Genomic DNA, 17,501 nt, shown 5'->3' on the forward strand with positions numbered 1-17,501 from the left:
TTTCCTACAGTTTGAAAAACTATAGTTACTGTTCCTTTTTCCTGATCATAATCTGCTATAGTCAAAGGAATTCTTTCACCTTTTTCATCATTCTTTATGATAATGAATTGTCCAGGCTTTGCAGATTTTGCTACTCTTGGAGCTTCTATATCCATTGAGAATATATTATTTGTTAGCTCCTTTTTGTTCACTATTTTATACATGCCATCGCACCCCTTTTAATTATGTTAAGTTTTATCACCTAATATATAGTTTACACTATTATTCTGAATTTTTAAAATACTTTTTATGAATTCTCATATATTTCTACTTGTCCATAGAAAATACGTAATTACTTAATATTGATAACTTTTGTGTATGCTCCAATAATATCCCTTAGCTCTTAATATATAACTACTATATGTTGACTTTCCCACAACAAAAAATGATAATAAATCTTAGTTTAACAAAGATCTATTATCATTGGAATAATCTAATTTATTCATTTTTAATATGTATTTCTATTCGATCTTAAATATATTTCTAGGGAAATATATTTTATGTATATCAAGTACTATACAAAACTCTTTATTGGGAAAACTATTTTAAATTCAGTAACTACATCGCTGCTTTTTACATATATCTTGCCATTATAGTTTTCTACTAAATCCTTTACAATACTTAACCCGTATCCATGATTTTTATCGCTATTTTCCTTAGTAGTAAATCCAACTTTAAATATACTCTGTAAATGTTGTTCTGGAATTTTGGGACCATTATTTTCTATTCTTACTATTACGTTTCCTAGATATTCATAAGCTTTTGCAATTATTATACCCTTGCCATTCATCGCTTTTATTGCATTATTTACTATATTAGACGCGATTCTGTAAAATTCCATTTCTGTAATACTTACTAAAGAAAAATCACAGTTTTCCTCTATTATTACATGTATTCCCATATCTATAGCCGGTTTTAGTGCAAGCGACAATATAGAATTTCTATTTTCACTAACTTCTACAGCTGTTGGGGTGGAGTCATTCTTATTTATAATATCTTTTAGAGATTTTTTTAAATCATCAAATCTTTCCATTAAGCAAAGTCCATATAAATACGATATCTGTGCTCCGTAGTCATGCTTAATCTTTCTAAGCTCACTATTTTTCTCTTCCAGTGCTTTATTTAATTTAAATATTTGATCCGATTTCTTCTTTATATTTGCAAAATATTTTATTATAAAAGCTAGAAATATGCACAAAATTGTAATTATTATATTCTTTAACATCTTAGATTCATCATTGTAAATTATTAAATAAAAAGCCAAAACAAAATCTAAACAGAAGCTTATTATTATTAACACAATCGTATTAATCTTTTCACTAGCTACTAGATTATACATCTCTATAAACTTGCTCATATATTTTATACATAAGTAGAAAAATAAAATATATGGAACATATATAATCAAAATGTTAACTATATCACCATATTCTATTGGTATCAGACCTTCTATAAAACCATAAAATAAATTATACGATATAATTCCATATACCCCCATAAAGGAATATGTTAATGTATACGGAATCATTGATTTTAATTTGTTATTTTTATATGACAGAACCATTACAGCTAGGCATGATATATGTATTATGAATACACATATAGATATATTTCCAAATATACTTGTAAAGCTACTGTTTATAATAAAAGTAATCATGGTTATTAAAACTACTTTAAGTTTGTTTAATTTATTTTCACTCTTCAAGCAGCATTCTGTTGAATACGCAAAAATTATAGCTTGAATCATAGAGACTATTATATCTGCCAATAAACGCACCACAAATTCCTCCTTAAATTTACGTAAAAGCGCCTTATCTCAATTTTTTCATAGATTCAGGCATATCTTCAACTCCTGCTGTAGCCGCTGATGCTGGGGCAAATATAATCATTGAAAGTGATAACACCATTAATACCTTACCTAGTAAATTTTTAATTTTCATAAAATCAATTCCCCTTTCAATTTTACTTAAAATTTATCATTAATATTTCAAAATTTTAAGCACCTCTTTTATTAAACATTAATATTGTGTTGAACAGGATTGTCCATGTTATAAGTGAATAGTAACTACTGAAGTTGTGCAGAGCTATAGATGCTATTCCAAGTATTATTGCAATACTTAGACCTCTCATTCTGTTTTTCCTTATTAATTCATGGCGCGTAATTGGCATTTTAGGATTTATTACTGGAACTTGATGCCATAGGCAAAATATACTTAAAACAATAAGTATGCAATTACCTACAAAAGAAAGATTACACTGTGAACTTAACACCAATATTCCAACTGCTAATAGCACTGTGGCTATAAAACACTTAACCTGAGTATCTTCATGGTATCCACCTATAAAAATTTTAGTCATACTCATAACTGCTAAAATTACGATAATTTTGTCGAAATATCCAAGCAATGAAAATATAACTACAACAGAAAATAATTTTATCGCCTCAAATAGAATACTAACCAAAATATATTCCATTTGTTCTAGTTGATCTTTACTATAATTATCATTTGTTGCTATACTATTGATAATTTTTCTTGAAATACTCTTTACCATATTTATCTCTCTTTTTATATATTTTTCTATATGTTAAATATATTATAGTCCCTTATTTGCTAATTTTCAACATATATTTATCCATATTTAGGTCGTTAATAATCATAATTTGTAAAAATAAATTTATGCTATTAATTAGGCGCTAATTATAAAAAAGAATTCTATAAATTGAGTATTTATAGAATTCTTTTTTCTTTTATTATTTATAAATATTAATTTTGTTTTCAATAAAATCTTATACAATATATAGAAATCTGATATAGATACTAGTATTTTCTGTACTTGTGAAATTTAAATATGATTAAATATATATTCAAATTAACTTATAATTATAATTGTATCTATATTCTAATTAATAAACCTTATAAATCATTTAATTGATAAGACTATTATAAATTCAGTAACTATCTTGGTACTTTTAACATCTATTATTTCATCTTATCTCCATATTTTATAAAGTTATGGTAAATTTCATATGAACTTATTGTACTGAACATTGAACAATGTTAATATAATTTTGTTCAATAATTGAACCTTGTTACATTGATAATTTTTTTACTTTCATTCAATTTAGTAATAACATCAAAATTTCAGGAGGAGAGAATTATGGAAGATATGTCATATTGGAAAGAAGTTTGGGAGAGAAAAGGAAATGGAAATACTACATGTTTAGAGGAATTAGACGGATATGAAGATACTACTGCTAACGTAAAAGAGATAGCTAAACAAATTGTTAGAGAGTTGGACATTAAAGAAACAGATAAAATATTAGAGGTTGCCTGTGGAGCAGGCGGATTAGCTCAATATATAAAATGTGGTGAATACGTAGGAGTAGATTATTCTTCTTCTCTTGTAAAAAAGCATATAGAGTTACTTAACAATTCAGTTCTTCACGGAGAAGCAAATAACCTAATCTTTAAAGATAAAACTTTTGATAAAGTATTTTGTTTTGGAGCATTTCATTACTTTCCAAATCAAGAGTATGCTAAGCAAGCAATTTCAGAGTTAAAAAGAGTTGCTAAAGAAGCAATATTTATCGGGGATCTTCCTCTGACTTCACACAGAAAAGAGCATTTGCTTTATGATAAAAATGACTTTAAAGACTGGAAAATAACTGATGGATATTATAACCCATGCAGATTTAATGTATCTCTTAAATTAATTTAATTTATAGCTAAGGCAGGTATTTCTCAATATCTGCCTATTTACCTTGTTCCTGATGAGCCAAATCCCTTCTGATTTCTTTCACTTAAAGATAGCTCTTCTATTTCTATTACGTCAACTTTAACCACAGGTTTTATAACCATTTGAGCTATTTTCATGCCTGGTTCCACTTTAAAGACTTCGTTTCCATGATTAATTAGAATTACTCCTATTTCTCCCCTATACCCTTCATCTATAGTACCCGGAGAATTTAAAGTAGTTATGCCATTTTTTAATGCAAGCCCACTTCTTGGTCTTATTTGAGCTTCAGTATTTTTAGGTAATTCTATTTGTATCCCTGTATGTACTAATCCTCTTTCTCCTGGTTCTAGAATTAATTCCTTAACTGCATATAAATCTAATCCAGCATCTCCTTCATGAGCGTAATTAGGTATAACAGCACTATCGTCAATCTTTTTTATTTTTAAAATATAATTATCCATTTCAACACCTACTTAAAAATCATATAATATTATGATTATATAATTTTCGAATATAAAAATCTACTTCTTTTCTCTAAATAAAATTATCTTATAATCTTTATTACTTAATTAAACATATGCAAAAGGTTATATCTAAGAATAAATAAATTTATTTCATAAATATAACCTTTATTGTCTATTTAATTTTTATATTTATTTTGCGCCATAAGTCTTTTAATCTTATTGACTACTACTATTTTTTGTTTCTTATTAGTATCGTCTATTATTATTTCATTCCAATTTATATACTTAGGCTTTTCAAAGTATCTTTTATCAACAATCTCAATTATCCTGTAACATCCTTCTTCAATTCCCGAGAAAATAACTTTTCCTTCCTCATCAGTAACTTTCGACTTAACAAGTACAGGAGACAATCCATTTATTTTATATAAATTAATTTTTACACCCTTTAAATATTCGTTTTCTTCACATTCCAAAATTGATGTAACAATAATTTCCCCTCCATTGCAATCTTTTTCGTTTACTCTTTGAGGGTTTACAGTATTTTTATTTAATATGAACTCTTGATTATCTCTTTTTTCCTTATTATCATCGGATATTTCAAATGTATAATTGGTATTATTTTCTACAGATACTATATTATTAATATTTTCTTTCTCATAACTTCTAGGAACAGTATCATTCATAAAAGGCTCCTCTAAAAAATTGGTTCTCTTTATATAATATGATAAAAAAGCCCTTTATGTGATTATGAATTAAAAACATTCTAAATTCTATTGCTCATCTAACCAATGAGAATGGAACTACCTATTTCTATCAAAAAGCTTAGTACATTATAGTCATTACAAATAAATTCTTTCTCATTTACTGAAATTGAAAGGTATGCAACTGCTAAGAGTTCACCATTGCAGATTATCGGAGCTATACAAACTGATTTCCAATCTGGAAGTCCATAACTGTTGTGGCTATCTATACTTTCCCAATCAACTAAATATAAACCTTTCTCTTCTTCAATGACTTGATATATTAACTTGAAATTAAACTTATCGTCTATATTCCAACCTTCTTTGTTCCTTCGCTTGCTATAAGTATGAGTTATTTTTTTCTCTCTTACAATAAAAATTGTAGCTATATCACACTCAATAGTCTGCATAATCTTTAAAATAAGATTATAAATTTTTTCATCTTTGCTACATCTACGTTTAGCAATACCAGCTATTTCTTTGAGCATTAACATAAAATTGTAATCTTTAGCCGCATTTCCTGATAGCACTCCAGTTAATTCATCATTTGTATTCCCACTTACTCCACATTCATTTTCCCAAACAATGCATCTATTTTTCCCCTCACGTTTTGCCTTATATAGAGCCTGATCAGCTCTCCTTATAATTTCTTCATTATTAAGCGACTCATAAGAACTCATTGCTATTCCTATGCTTACAGTAATATTTCTTTTATCACCAAGAATCCTTGCTTCCTCTATATTCTTTCTTATTCTTTCCCCTAAACTTATAGCTTCTTCATTATTAACATTAGGTAAGAGAATTATAAATTCCTCTCCTCCATACCTTCCAATAATATCACCTTTATTCATGCACTTTTTGACTTCATTTGCTACTTTAACTAAAACTTCATCTCCTGTTTGATGTCCATACTTGTCATTTACCCCTTTAAAATCGTCGATATCAAACATCATTACTGCAAATTCACTTTCTCCCGCCCTTGCAGAATCTAATAAAAAAAGTAAAGCTTCTTCAAAATATTTCCTATTATAAACACCTGTAAGCTTATCTAACGTAGAGCTTATTGTAAGATTATATTTTTCTAAAAGAAAAGTTAAGAAAGGTTTAAATTTCTCTATTGTTTTTTTTGATTCATTATTTATATAATTTAATGCGTTATTAGTAATAAAAATTAATCTTGCATTAATTCCTGCGCTACTATTTATATGTCTTTCTCTATTTATTATTTTCATATACATACAAGATCTTATTCCATCTTTTAGTACTTTATCATCTAACTGATAAAATCTAGAATCATTACTGCAAATTGCGAATGTATCTTCATCTGAATCAACTTTTAGTGAGAGGTATCTATTTATTTCATTTTTATCGCTAATTCTATATGTGCATATAACATCATTTTCTCCCTGCTCATTCTCTGTGACGATCATAGCCTTATCTGCTAAAATTAATCTAGCCATATACTTCACTACATTTTTTATATCATCAATAGTATTATCAGAAAACTTCTCAAATACTTTATATATATCTCTTAGATCATTGTAATAGCATTTTTCATATAAATATTGAACTAATTTAAATGTATCTTCATTATCTAATATATTCATTAAATCTAACTCTTTTAATATTTGCTCTAAATCCTCAATTGTTTTTATAAATTGTGTTGATTTAAAACTCATATTTATACCCAAATCTTCATTTAAGCATTTTACAAATAATCTGCGGGTTTCTAAAAAGCCACTATTATTTGCATATGATAACTTATCATTTTGTGGTAGTAAATTTATTGTATCCATATATAAAGCTATAGATTCATAGTAATAATTCAATGCCAATCCATTACATTCAAGTTCATTATATTTTTCACCAATCGCAGAATATATATCAGCTTTAATCTCCTGATTATCCACAAATGAGCATACTCTTAATGCCTTATTTATCAAGAAACTATATTGATTCTTATTCCTAAAATTAAGCTCTAGATATACATAAATTCCTTCAACATTATAAGTTTTAGGATATCCATTAAGATCTAAAAATAATTCTTTAGCAAAACTCTTATATCCAAGTGTTAAAATTCTCCTAATTGCACTTATTTTTATTTCAAGGCAAGTGTCCTCATCCTGTAATAGTTTAATTTTATTCTCTAGTTTATTATATACATTTCTTATATCACTCTCATTTTTGCACTTATATAGAATAAGCTCAAAATAATTGCAAACAACTATTTTATAATTGAAGCTATTGCTATTAAATATTAGAACATATATTTTTTTTAAGTTTGCATATGCTAAATCATAATTACAAATCATGAGATTATATAAAGCATATGTATAATTTGTATTTATAACTCTATCTTCCAATAGCTTTAAGCCTTTTTCCATTTGCATTATTAAATTATGATATTTTACTACTAGGCTTATTCTCCCTGACTTTATATATAACAAACATAGTTCATTGCAAATATTAAACGAATAAGAGTCTATCCCCTCTTCTCTTTCTCTTTCTAGTGCTCTCAATAGGTATTTTTCTGCTTCTGAATACCTTTTTTCTTGACTATAAATATCTGCTATACAAATTAAACTTAGTATTTCCCGCTTGTATACTTTATGCTTATTCCCTGATTTAGCTATTTCTAAATATAGCTCTAAAATTTCCTTGTTATCTCTTCCTTCTTCCTTACAGACAGATGCGTCTAGCAGCTTAATATATAATTGACCATTAATATTATTATTATTAGTAAATATCCCATTTGCATATAAGCATAAATTTTTAGCCTCTTTATAATTTCCCTTTTTTAAATATATCTTAATAAGTATACTTACCGCCCAACCATATACATCGTCTTTTATCCTATTTTCTTCACATATAATTATTGCTTTTTGTGCATTAAACAAAGTTAATTTAGTATTATATTCTAACCTATATTTCAATGAAAGTGCATAATAATAATAAACCTCACCCTTAGGATAATACTTTTTATCTAGCAGTCTCCGCACACAATTTAAAGAATAATCTATACCAGCATCTATATCTGTAATGCTATTAATTTTTATTATTATCATTTCAAGCAGTGTATATATTTCAGTTTCAATTTCGTCATTCTGTATTGCAATTTGGTTTGCCTTCTCAAGATATTCAAAGCCTTTTTCATGATTAGATCTTTTTTCATAAAGCTTTGCAATCTTTATTGCCACTTCGCTTCCACTTGAATCACTAGGATATGTTAATACCTTCTTATAATATGATATAGACTTCGATATGTCTCCTAACAGATCTTGAGTTTCCGCGTATTTTAATGTATAAAAATATGCCTTTTCATAATTATTGCTTTTCTCTAAATGTAGTAATAGTTCTTCTATATAATAATCCGTATCAAGTAAAATTTTCTCCATAAAAATAGATGCCTTAGAGTGCATTTTAATTCTTTCTTCTTCACTTAGCTTTAAATACAATATATTTCTTAATAGATTGTTTCTAAAACCTACAAGTATACCTTGATCACTTATTTTATCAGTCAAAAGACCTTTTGATTTTAAATTCTCATAAATCTCTACATTTTCTGAATCTATTATTACATATTCTAAAATTATTTTCTCTGATAAGGGAGTTTTAAATATAGCTAGTTCCTTTAAAATCTTAATTTCTTTTTCGTTTAATGAAGAAATGCTTGTCTCTAATCTTCTTTCTAAAGATTTCGGTATCAGTATATCTTGAACTCTAATATTAATCTTCCATTCTCCATTAGCTTTATCAAGGTATAAAGTTCTATTGTCATATAATTCATTTACAACTCCGCTTATATACTGCGGATTTCCTAGTGTTTCTGAGTATATCTTTACCGCTAATTTATCAACATCAGTACCTGTATTAAGCATACTTTTAATCATCTTAGTAGTATTATATTGATTAAAATAATTTATTTTATATTCTTCATACTTTTCTACTTGTTTAAGCTCCTTTATAAACTTCAAGAAATTTTCATCAATACTACTTTCATTCATAGAAAATATTATCATAACATTTTCTAAATTATTTCTTAAAAAGATTATATATTTAATAAACAGCTTGAAAACTTCATTCTTTTTATCCAAATCATCTATTATCATTATAAATGGTTTAGTCATTGTATACTCACTTATAAACTTTCCCATTCTATTAATCAATTGAAGCTTTTGCTTATTATTTTCACTATTCGTAGAATTTTTTTCAAATAATATAGAGATAAACCTTTTTATATAAATTTCATATTTATCTCTCAAATTCTTATCTATTTTATTTAAAATATAATTTAGCGTGATATTATATCTTTCTTCATTACTCTTATTTTTACTGCTAAAATCATCGATATATATAATATCTTTAAAATATTTATTTTCAAATCTATATTTAATTTCCTCTAAAAGTCTGGTTTTTCCACTTCCATCCTCACCATTAAAATTTATAAACTTATTTCTCTGCTTATTTTCCAATATGCTTTGAAAATTCTTTTCTACTATTTTTATTTCTTCTGTCATTCCTATTATATCTAAATCTGTTTTAATCTTATCTAAAGCCTCACTAATAAACAATCTATAATTCTTTTTCATTTTTTCGTTTATATGTTGCATAAAATATTTAATCTTAAACGATTTATTTATAGTATTCACTCGATTATATATGTTTTTTATATCTTCTAATCCTTTAAATCCTGTTTCAAGTTCTGATTCCGTGAATATTTGTCTGCATAACTCTACAACTTGTACAATATTATCTTTACTGACATTTATATCTTCTCTAGTTTCAATACTATATTGGTAAGGTAATGAATTTATTAGGTTAAACTTTCTTAATTCATTGGCTAACAAATCTTTCATTTTAACTTTTACATTATTCTTTGAATCAGAAATTAATATTATGTCCTTCATACTAATATCATCAAATATATATCCCTGCATGTTTAGCGTGTTAATCGTAGCACAAATCTCCATAAATATATCTAATTTCTTATTAAATACACATTCATTAAAGTAATTTTGCGTATCTAGTTTAGCTTCTACATACTCCATTAAATACCCATATTGAGGAATATCAAGCTTTATACCATTAATGCTGTAAATTATTTCAATATTTATGATATTAATAACGTTCTCAAAATTAAGATTTTTAATAGTCTTAAATTTACTCAATAAATATTCTCTTGTTTTCTCATATGTAAAACCACTTTTCAAAATACATAAAATATATCTTGTGTCTTTTTCTATGTCTGTAACAATATAATTCGAAAAATTTTCTTCAATAGCTATTTCATGCTCTATTAGATATTTATTATTTACATTTCTCAATTCTAATTCATCCCTTTTCTTCACTAACTTGAAGTTTACCAATCTCTTTAGAATTATACCATATTTTAGCATAATCCTAAACACTATTATATTATATTCAATTCTATTAACTACCCATTTTCTCCACATAAAGTTATACTTTTAAAAATAACAACAACTTCTAATCACATTAAGGTTATAATATATAATTCTTTATAATATAAATTCAATTTCAGGACATAATACTTTTGTAAAAACATTTAGGAAGGTGATAATATGAACTTGAAATTGTTGAAAAAATGCATTCCTTTTGTTTTGATTATAATAACTATAATTAATTATCAAAATCTTCTTACTTATAAAGCTTTTGCTGACGAGAAAAAAATAATATATTTAACTTTTGATGATGGTCCAGCCGGAAAAGTGACTACTAATGTGTTAGATATATTGAAAGAAGAATCTGTTCCTGCAACCTTTTTCTTAATCGGAAGTCAAATTAAAGGACAAGAAGATTTAGTTAAAAGAATGTATAATGATGGTCACGCCCTTGGTCTTCATAGCATGAGTCATAATCGAAACATTCTTTATCATTCCAACGAAGAGTTTCTAAAAGAGATGTTGGATACTCAACAAATAATAAATTCCATAGTTGGTATTAAGCCAACTATACTAAGATTTCCTTTCGGTTGTAATAATAACTGCTATAAGATTTCTCAATCTATGGTTGATTTGCTTCACGATAATAAACTGAAAATTTACGATTGGAATACAGATAGTGGTGATGGCGCTCATCCTGGAGCTAATCCAAGTAGTTTTATTAAAAATTCCAAAAGTGAAAAAGAACGTGTAGTACTCTTGATGCATTGTGCATATATGAGTAAAAATTCAGTAAAAGCTCTACCTAGTATAATTAAGTACTATAAAGATAATGGCTATGAATTTAAAGTAATCGATGAAAATACTCCTGAGGAATATCATTTCATGAAGAAATAACAAATAATAAAACAAAGAAGCCGTTTCAAAATTAATCCTTTTTGAAACAGCTTCTTTAAACTATACAAAATATCTATTCTACTGCATAACTTCCATTTACTGATGTAATCTTTTCAACAATTTTAAATATTACAATTCCTGATATTGTATTTACTATTATTGTTGGAACGACTACTGATATGAAAAGCACATTAAATGATAATCCTGCAGGTAATCCTACTATATTAGCTAGTAAAGTTAAAAATACGGTTCCACTCACTAAAGTTCCTAAAGGTAATAGTATTGATATTTGTACTAACTTATTAACCCTATTTCTTAAAGGCATTAATACCAAGTACATAACATTACAAGTTATAAATTTATCCATAATATTTGGTAATTGGCCTCCCGGTGTCTTAGTTGTTAATGCTGCAAATACTCCCATTATAATTCCACACGCTAATGTTGTTTTATAATCCTTATTAAATACTATTATTATAAATAACATTGCTAATGAGAAATCTGCTTGCATACCAAATGGTGGTGTAACTTGGTGTAATATTGCTCCTATTGCTATTAAAATTGCATTTGTTGCCATTTTTTTTGTATTCATAATGAAAATCCCCCTTGTTAATCTTTGCTTATTTTATTTTTAAGTTGAAACCACTTTCTTTCACAACATACTTATCACGCCCCAATATCTAACTATATTTTCCTGTTATACTTCCTGATATAAAGTCTTTTTGCTAACAACTAGTAAAAAAGAATATAAAAAAACCGTCCTATAATTAATAGGACGGATATTATCCGCGTTGCCACCTAGATTGCATAAAATGCCTCTCAATTCAGATACAAACATATCTTATTCGCTATAACGTGCGACTTACGGCTAAACTACTCTCAAAAGATTTCATCTTGCTCCTCAAAGGCCCATTCATCATTAACTACCGTACTGAAATCTCACCACCTTCAGCTCTCTTTAACATTGTTATATGATTACTATCCCTCTTCACAGGATTTATTTTATAATCTTATAATATATCCACAAATGATATTTGTCAACACTTTTATAAAATTTCCTTACCAATTATATTCCTAATTGCGTCAAACATTCTAGGTTTACTGAAATAGTATCCCTGAACAACATCACATAATATTGTTCTTAAATATTCGACTTGTGATTTTTCTTCGACTCCTTCTGCTACTACTTCTATACCCAATTGATGTGATAAATTTATTATATTTTCTACAATACATTTGCTCTTAGGATTGTTCATCAAATCAATTACAAAACTCCTGTCTATCTTTAATACATCTATAGGTAATTTTGTTAAATAGTTAAGCGATGAGTATCCCGTCCCAAAGTCATCTAAAGCAATGCTTACGCCTAACTTTTTTATCTCCTGAAGGATCTTCACGTTTCTATCAAATGATTTCATTAGCATACTTTCTGTTATTTCAACTTCTATATACTTAGGATGGATTTTATATTTTTTTATTAATTCCTTAAAGTCTGATAAAACAACATCTTCTCTGAGTTGCATTTCAGACAAATTAACTGCTATTTTAAAATTATCATTTCCTTCGTTTAAAAGACATTTCGTCTTTTTAAATACTTCTTCCAAGACAAAACTTCCAATTGGAATTATCATTTTGGAACTTTCTGCAATCGGAATAAACTCCGCCGGGCTTACCATTCCGAATTCACGGCTTTCCCATCTTGCCAAAGCTTCAAATCCATTTACCAAAGAATCATCAAGTGACACTTTAGGTTGAAACATCACATATAATTCGTTATTATGCAGTGCAGTCCTTAATCCTTTTTGCAAACTATAAACTCTATTCAGCTCAGCCGAAAGGCTATCATCAAAGAAATCACACTCATTTTTTCCATTTTTCTTAGCTTCATACATTGCTGCATCCGCATTTTTAAGTAATGTATTATAATCAATTCCGTGATCTGGAGATAGAGAAACACCAATACTTGCTGTTAAGTATATTTTTTTCCCATTTACTATATTAGGCTTTTCAAAAGACTGTGCTATAGCATTTCCCAAATCCATTATTTCTTGTATATCAATTATATTCGGTTTAAATAACAAAAAAGTATTGCCGCTGTATCTTGATACTAATACATCTTCTGTAATAGATTCGACTATATTATAGCTAACTTCTTTTAACACTAAGTCTCCAAAATCATGTCCATAGGAGTCGTTTACATATTTAAAATTATCTAAATCTATTATAAGCATTGCGGCTCTAGTATTATTATTAACAACGCTATTTAGCGCCTTGACTACCATGTTCTTGAAAAAATATTTATTAGGTAGCCCTGTGATTCTATCACTATGAATTATTGAATCTATTGTTTTATTAACCATAGATTCTTTCCAATTTTTCATTAAAGAATCGATATCATTGTATTCATCCTCTAAGTCTTTAAAGCAATAACTAGTTCCAGTAAAATAGTACTGTTCATTACTTTTAATTGATTTTCCGACAAGAATAAACTCAACAATGTTGCCCCTAGTACTTCTCATTTTGTATTGTAGCTGCATTTGTTCTCTATTTATATACTGTCTATTTAAATCTTGAGAGAAAAAGCTTAAAACATTTTGTTTATCTTCTTCATCAACAAAATTTATAAATTGATCTAAAGTTTCCTTCTTAGTATCATACTCTTCAAAAAAACTTTTTATTGTATCATCAATTATTAATTTAAGCTCTGATTGATTCCAAATTATATTAACGCCATCAATCGCTACAGAATCAAGTATTTCCTCATGATTTAATTGAAGTTCCTCCCTAATCATATCTATACAATCCTTCACACAATTCTCTAATTTCTACTATTCCTGTTTGTTAGAATCTTTAGATTTTTTATCATTTGCTAATGATGCTATTAAAGCTGCTGTTGCTGCTATAACAGTAATTAACTTTCCTGTCTTTTTTAAATTCATATAACATCACCTTCCTAACTTCTATGAATAATTATTTATTAAGACTCTAATTTTTAAATTGATTTTCTTCTTCATCGTATTTATATCCAATATTTATTAATATATTTATAATGTCGTCTTTAGATAATTCTAAGTCATCACAAAGAGTATCTAACGAACCATATTGATCTCTTAATTTCATGTTTATTACACTTAACAATATATTGGGATCACTGATTCCCATAGGATTATTTGCCATTTCTACTCTTCCTTTTCATCTATTTGTATATGGTTAATTATAGCATAACATACATTCCCAAATTAATAAATACTTTTAGTTACTTAAGTCTATTCTTCATCGTAATAATCTAGAAATGAATGTTTTTCTTCACCTTTTTGCCAACCTAAAATTGAATCCATACTAACATTTTCAGCTGCTTTAAAGATAGACTTTTCAACTCCACTGAAATTTTTCTTTAACTCTTTAATAAGATCTTTTATTTCATATCTCTTATTACCTATTCTTTCAGCTGCAACCATGCAAGCACAATTCAATGGCCATATACCGCTATAGTTTATAAATTTTTTTATATACTCTTCCTCTATAAAATACATAGGTCTAATTAATTCTAAGCCCTCAAAGTTTTTAGCTTTTAATTTGGGTAACATTGTTTTAAAATTACCCCCATATAAAATGTTTAGCATAGTTGTTTCAATTACATCATTATAATGATGACCTAATGCAAGCTTGTTACATCCAAATTCTTTTGCTTTTGCATAAAGAGATCCTCTTCTCATTCTTGCACATAAATAACATGGGTAATCCTTAGCCATTTTATCAACAACTTCAAAAATACCCGATTCATAAATATGAATTGGAATATTTAGATGTTCACAATTTTCTATTAGTAAGTTCTTTATATCTTGATGATATCCTGGATCCATAGCTAAAAATACCACTTCAAATTTAACTTGGCCATGTCTTTGCAATTCCTGAAATAATTTTGCCATAAGTATACTGTCTTTTCCACCAGAAATCCCAACAGCAATTTTATCTCCTTCTTCAATTAAATTATACTCCTTAATCGCCTTAACAAATTTTGACCAAATATGCTTTCTATAGCTTTTAATAATAGATTTTTCAATCTCTTCTAATGGCTTTTTTTCTCCATCTGGTATAATTCTTGGGCAACCTTTTCCTGCAATTGTACTCATTATTTCATTTCTCCTTATTATCCTAATAGCATCCACATTATAGATACTAACTTTTGCTTAAATATTTCTTTCTTTAAAGAGTTTATAATGAACACTTAAGATTTACAAGTATTTTTAGATTTTAATATTAATTGATTTAAATTATTCATATTACTCCTTGGATTTCCACACATTAAAGTCTTATTCACTTAGAAAGAGATTTTATTAATTCCTCAGGATTTTTGTCTTTCATTAAGCTGGACATTATGGCAATTCCACTTGCTCCAGCGTTCAATATTTCCTTAAAATTCTCTTTATTTATTCCGCCTATTCCAATAATCGGAATACTAATATCTTTAGAAAGAGCTTCTATTTCCTTGATACCCCTAGGCTGAAGCCCCTTTTTACAATCTGTTTCAAACACATGACCATAAATAACGTAATCTGCTCCTAATTTAGCTGCTTGTATACCTTCTTCATAACTATGTATTGAAACTCCTACCATTTTATATATCTTATATTTATTCCCCTTAAACTCAAAATTATCCACCATATCTTTAGAATTTATTGCTTTTCCTGTGTACAACTTGTTACTAATGTTTATAAAATCATTAAATGATAGCTGAACTCCATCAGCATCAGCCCTTTTAGCAATATCTATATTGGAATTAATAATTATTCTTATATTTGTACCTTTTAGTTCCTCTTTTACCTTCAAAACTAATATCATTAATTCTTCGCTACTTAAATCTTTTTCTCTTATAATTAAGCAATCTAGATTAGATTCTGATATTTTCTTTATTTGCTTAAAAAAGTCTTTACAAAGCTTTCTATTGGTTATTCCTACTATAGACATTTTTAATCTATACCTCTTCTCCTAATATCAATCTAAGAGCCATATTAGCCTCATGGCATGCTGCTATACCAACTCTAGGTGCCATTAATCCTTCATTTACTTTTGCCTCATTTTTAAAATCTCCACACATATATAATCTTGTGTTTATTTTTTTACTAATTATTAAATTATTAGAATAGTACCCTGCCATGCCTGATGCTGATACTAACTTTGGTTTCTTCGTCTGAAGCAAAACTTCTCTAACTATCATCGCTTTATTTTCTGCCCCATCAAATGCTTCGATTACAATATCCATATCTTCGAATAATTCTTTAATATTCTCATTATTAACACACATATCAACAGCTTCGACATTTATGAATGGATTGATCTCTGACAATATGTCTTTTAGTGCATAACACTTTTTCATTCCAATATGTCTTATAAAGTACTGCTGCCTATTTAAATTACTAGGTTCAACCACATCAAAATCAATTATTTTTATATGTCCAACGCCAATTCTTCCAAGAGCTAATGCAACTGTTGAGCCAAGCCCTCCAAGCCCAGCAATGGCCACCTTAGCTTTTTTAACTTTCTCATGAACCTTTGGGGTATGTCTACTTACCATTAATGCCTCTAATTCCTCTTTTTTAGGAATTTCGCCTCTCTTAATTAAAGTAACTTTATCTCCTTCACTTAGAACATAATCTTGTTTAATCGGAAAACCATTTAAAATAACTATATCTGCATCACTTTTTATCTTGTCTCTGATCTCAAATGCAGTAATTTCTCCTTCTATGTCCCGCTCTCTTTCATTTACTAAAATTTTCAAATCACTATCCCCAATCTAAATAAATTTTAAAACTAATGTATTTACTTAATATTCATTATATATAATAAATCTTCTTCGCAGGCTATGTACTTCTGCAACTTCTAAAGTTATTCACAAATTTGACTTTATTATAATTTTCAAAAAAATAACAAAAAGACTTACCCTAAGGTAAGTCCTATAAATTTTCTAAAATATTTATTGCTTCCCTACGGTGGTATTAGCCACATCAGGTCAAAAGAGTTAAAGCGAACAAGCTTCTCTCAGCCAATTAAATTGGCACCCCTAGCCTTTTGTAATATTCAAATTTCTGTTATGGTTATATATTATCATTTTATTTCTTATAATTCAAATTTTTATGTATCAATTCCATAAATTGAAATTATAACTTTATTTATATTTTAAAATATAATTGAACATTTTTTCTAACGTGGTAAAATAATATATG

At 27.4% G+C, this 17,501-nt stretch carries 14 protein-coding genes, 1 pseudogene, 1 riboswitch and 1 other annotated feature; of the genes and pseudogenes, 2 read left to right on the forward strand and 13 right to left on the reverse strand.

The features are described from left to right. The 4 genes and pseudogenes from T483_RS28790 to T483_RS0106620 all read right to left on the reverse strand — a co-directional run. A pseudogene (locus T483_RS28790) lies at positions 1 to 203 on the reverse strand (sulfide/dihydroorotate dehydrogenase-like FAD/NAD-binding protein); the annotation flags it as partial. A gap of 350 nt (positions 204 to 553) precedes the next feature. Further along, positions 554 to 1,819 (reverse strand): sensor histidine kinase, encoded by a 1,266-nt coding sequence (locus T483_RS0106610; protein WP_242841814.1) that lies wholly within the window; start codon positions 1,817 to 1,819, stop codon positions 554 to 556. 31 nt (positions 1,820 to 1,850) lie between these two features. Next, positions 1,851 to 1,979 carry a hypothetical protein gene (locus tag T483_RS32425; protein WP_278247405.1) on the reverse strand — a complete coding sequence of 43 codons (129 nt, stop codon included), beginning with the start codon at positions 1,977 to 1,979 and terminating at the stop codon, positions 1,851 to 1,853. 55 nt (positions 1,980 to 2,034) lie between these two features. After that, positions 2,035 to 2,592, reverse strand: a complete 558-nt coding sequence (locus tag T483_RS0106620) for an accessory gene regulator ArgB-like protein (RefSeq protein ID WP_026886145.1) — start codon at positions 2,590 to 2,592, stop codon at positions 2,035 to 2,037. A 606-nt stretch (positions 2,593 to 3,198) separates the two neighbouring features. Here T483_RS0106620 and T483_RS0106625 point away from each other — a divergent pair. After that, positions 3,199 to 3,759, forward strand: a complete 561-nt coding sequence (locus T483_RS0106625) for a class I SAM-dependent methyltransferase (protein ID WP_026886146.1) — start codon at positions 3,199 to 3,201, stop codon at positions 3,757 to 3,759. 38 nt (positions 3,760 to 3,797) lie between these two features. Here the strand turns inward: T483_RS0106625 and dut are convergent, their stop codons facing one another. The 3 genes from dut to T483_RS0106640 all read right to left on the reverse strand — a co-directional run bounded on the left by dut (position 3,798) and on the right by T483_RS0106640 (position 10,377). Further along, entirely contained in the window at positions 3,798 to 4,238 is a 441-nt protein-coding gene (gene dut, locus T483_RS0106630) for a dUTP diphosphatase (RefSeq protein ID WP_026886147.1), read from the reverse strand. A gap of 179 nt (positions 4,239 to 4,417) precedes the next feature. Continuing rightward, on the reverse strand, positions 4,418 to 4,924 hold the full coding sequence (locus tag T483_RS0106635) for a prealbumin-like fold domain-containing protein (RefSeq protein ID WP_026886148.1): 507 nt from the start codon (positions 4,922 to 4,924) through the stop codon (positions 4,418 to 4,420). 98 nt (positions 4,925 to 5,022) lie between these two features. Continuing rightward, entirely contained in the window at positions 5,023 to 10,377 is a 5,355-nt protein-coding gene (locus tag T483_RS0106640; protein ID WP_035790069.1) for a diguanylate cyclase, read from the reverse strand. Between the two features lie 183 nt (positions 10,378 to 10,560). Here T483_RS0106640 and T483_RS0106645 point away from each other — a divergent pair, with 183 nt between their 5' ends. Then, the gene (locus T483_RS0106645) at positions 10,561 to 11,277 is read left to right on the forward strand and encodes a polysaccharide deacetylase family protein (RefSeq protein WP_026886150.1); all 717 of its coding nucleotides are present in this window, start codon (positions 10,561 to 10,563) and stop codon (positions 11,275 to 11,277) included. A gap of 73 nt (positions 11,278 to 11,350) precedes the next feature. Here T483_RS0106645 and T483_RS0106650 read toward each other — a convergent pair whose 3' ends face one another. The 6 genes from T483_RS0106650 to thiF all read right to left on the reverse strand — a co-directional run bounded on the left by T483_RS0106650 (position 11,351) and on the right by thiF (position 17,056). Next, on the reverse strand, positions 11,351 to 11,869 hold the full coding sequence (locus T483_RS0106650) for a tryptophan transporter (protein WP_026886151.1): 519 nt from the start codon (positions 11,867 to 11,869) through the stop codon (positions 11,351 to 11,353). Positions 11,870 to 12,045: 176 nt separating this feature from the next. Then, positions 12,046 to 12,278: a binding site (T-box leader), on the reverse strand. Between the two features lie 45 nt (positions 12,279 to 12,323). After that, positions 12,324 to 14,087 carry a putative bifunctional diguanylate cyclase/phosphodiesterase gene (locus T483_RS0106655; RefSeq protein ID WP_242841815.1) on the reverse strand — a complete coding sequence of 588 codons (1,764 nt, stop codon included), beginning with the start codon at positions 14,085 to 14,087 and terminating at the stop codon, positions 12,324 to 12,326. Between the two features lie 175 nt (positions 14,088 to 14,262). Then, positions 14,263 to 14,454 (reverse strand): DUF4250 domain-containing protein, encoded by a 192-nt coding sequence (locus T483_RS0106665; RefSeq protein WP_026886153.1) that lies wholly within the window; start codon positions 14,452 to 14,454, stop codon positions 14,263 to 14,265. Positions 14,455 to 14,543: 89 nt separating this feature from the next. Next, positions 14,544 to 15,410 (reverse strand): tRNA 2-thiocytidine biosynthesis TtcA family protein, encoded by an 867-nt coding sequence (locus tag T483_RS0106670; RefSeq protein ID WP_026886154.1) that lies wholly within the window; start codon positions 15,408 to 15,410, stop codon positions 14,544 to 14,546. Positions 15,411 to 15,594: 184 nt separating this feature from the next. Beyond that, complete coding sequence (locus T483_RS0106675) at positions 15,595 to 16,245, reverse strand: thiamine phosphate synthase (protein WP_026886155.1); 651 nt, start codon at positions 16,243 to 16,245, stop codon at positions 15,595 to 15,597. A gap of 7 nt (positions 16,246 to 16,252) precedes the next feature. Further along, the gene (gene thiF, locus T483_RS0106680; protein WP_026886156.1) at positions 16,253 to 17,056 is read right to left on the reverse strand and encodes a sulfur carrier protein ThiS adenylyltransferase ThiF; all 804 of its coding nucleotides are present in this window, start codon (positions 17,054 to 17,056) and stop codon (positions 16,253 to 16,255) included. 186 nt (positions 17,057 to 17,242) lie between these two features. Beyond that, positions 17,243 to 17,350: riboswitch (TPP riboswitch) on the reverse strand. Positions 17,351 to 17,501: the final 151 nt, after the last annotated feature.

Origin of the sequence: Clostridium beijerinckii HUN142, assembly GCF_000621745.1 — a bacterium.
Taxonomy (GTDB): Bacteria; Bacillota; Clostridia; order Clostridiales; family Clostridiaceae; genus Clostridium; species Clostridium beijerinckii_A.

Bases quoted from the DNA above. Each gene is read 5' to 3' on its own strand.
- T483_RS0106675 (WP_026886155.1), bottom strand. From the start codon at position 16,245: ATGTCTATAGTAGGAATAACCAATAGAAAGCTTTGTAAAGACTTTTTT.
- T483_RS0106635 (WP_026886148.1), bottom strand. From the start codon at position 4,924: ATGAATGATACTGTTCCTAGAAGTTATGAGAAAGAAAATATTAATAAT.
- T483_RS0106650 (WP_026886151.1), bottom strand. From the start codon at position 11,869: ATGAATACAAAAAAAATGGCAACAAATGCAATTTTAATAGCAATAGGA.
- T483_RS0106620 (WP_026886145.1), bottom strand. From the start codon at position 2,592: ATGGTAAAGAGTATTTCAAGAAAAATTATCAATAGTATAGCAACAAAT.
- T483_RS32425 (WP_278247405.1), bottom strand. From the start codon at position 1,979: ATGAAAATTAAAAATTTACTAGGTAAGGTATTAATGGTGTTATCACTT.
- T483_RS0106640 (WP_035790069.1), bottom strand. From the start codon at position 10,377: ATGCTAAAATATGGTATAATTCTAAAGAGATTGGTAAACTTCAAGTTA.
- T483_RS0106665 (WP_026886153.1), bottom strand. From the start codon at position 14,454: ATGGCAAATAATCCTATGGGAATCAGTGATCCCAATATATTGTTAAGT.
- T483_RS0106625 (WP_026886146.1), top strand. From the start codon at position 3,199: ATGGAAGATATGTCATATTGGAAAGAAGTTTGGGAGAGAAAAGGAAAT.
- T483_RS0106670 (WP_026886154.1), bottom strand. From the start codon at position 15,410: ATGAGTACAATTGCAGGAAAAGGTTGCCCAAGAATTATACCAGATGGA.
- T483_RS0106645 (WP_026886150.1), top strand. From the start codon at position 10,561: ATGAACTTGAAATTGTTGAAAAAATGCATTCCTTTTGTTTTGATTATA.
- dut (WP_026886147.1), bottom strand. From the start codon at position 4,238: ATGGATAATTATATTTTAAAAATAAAAAAGATTGACGATAGTGCTGTT.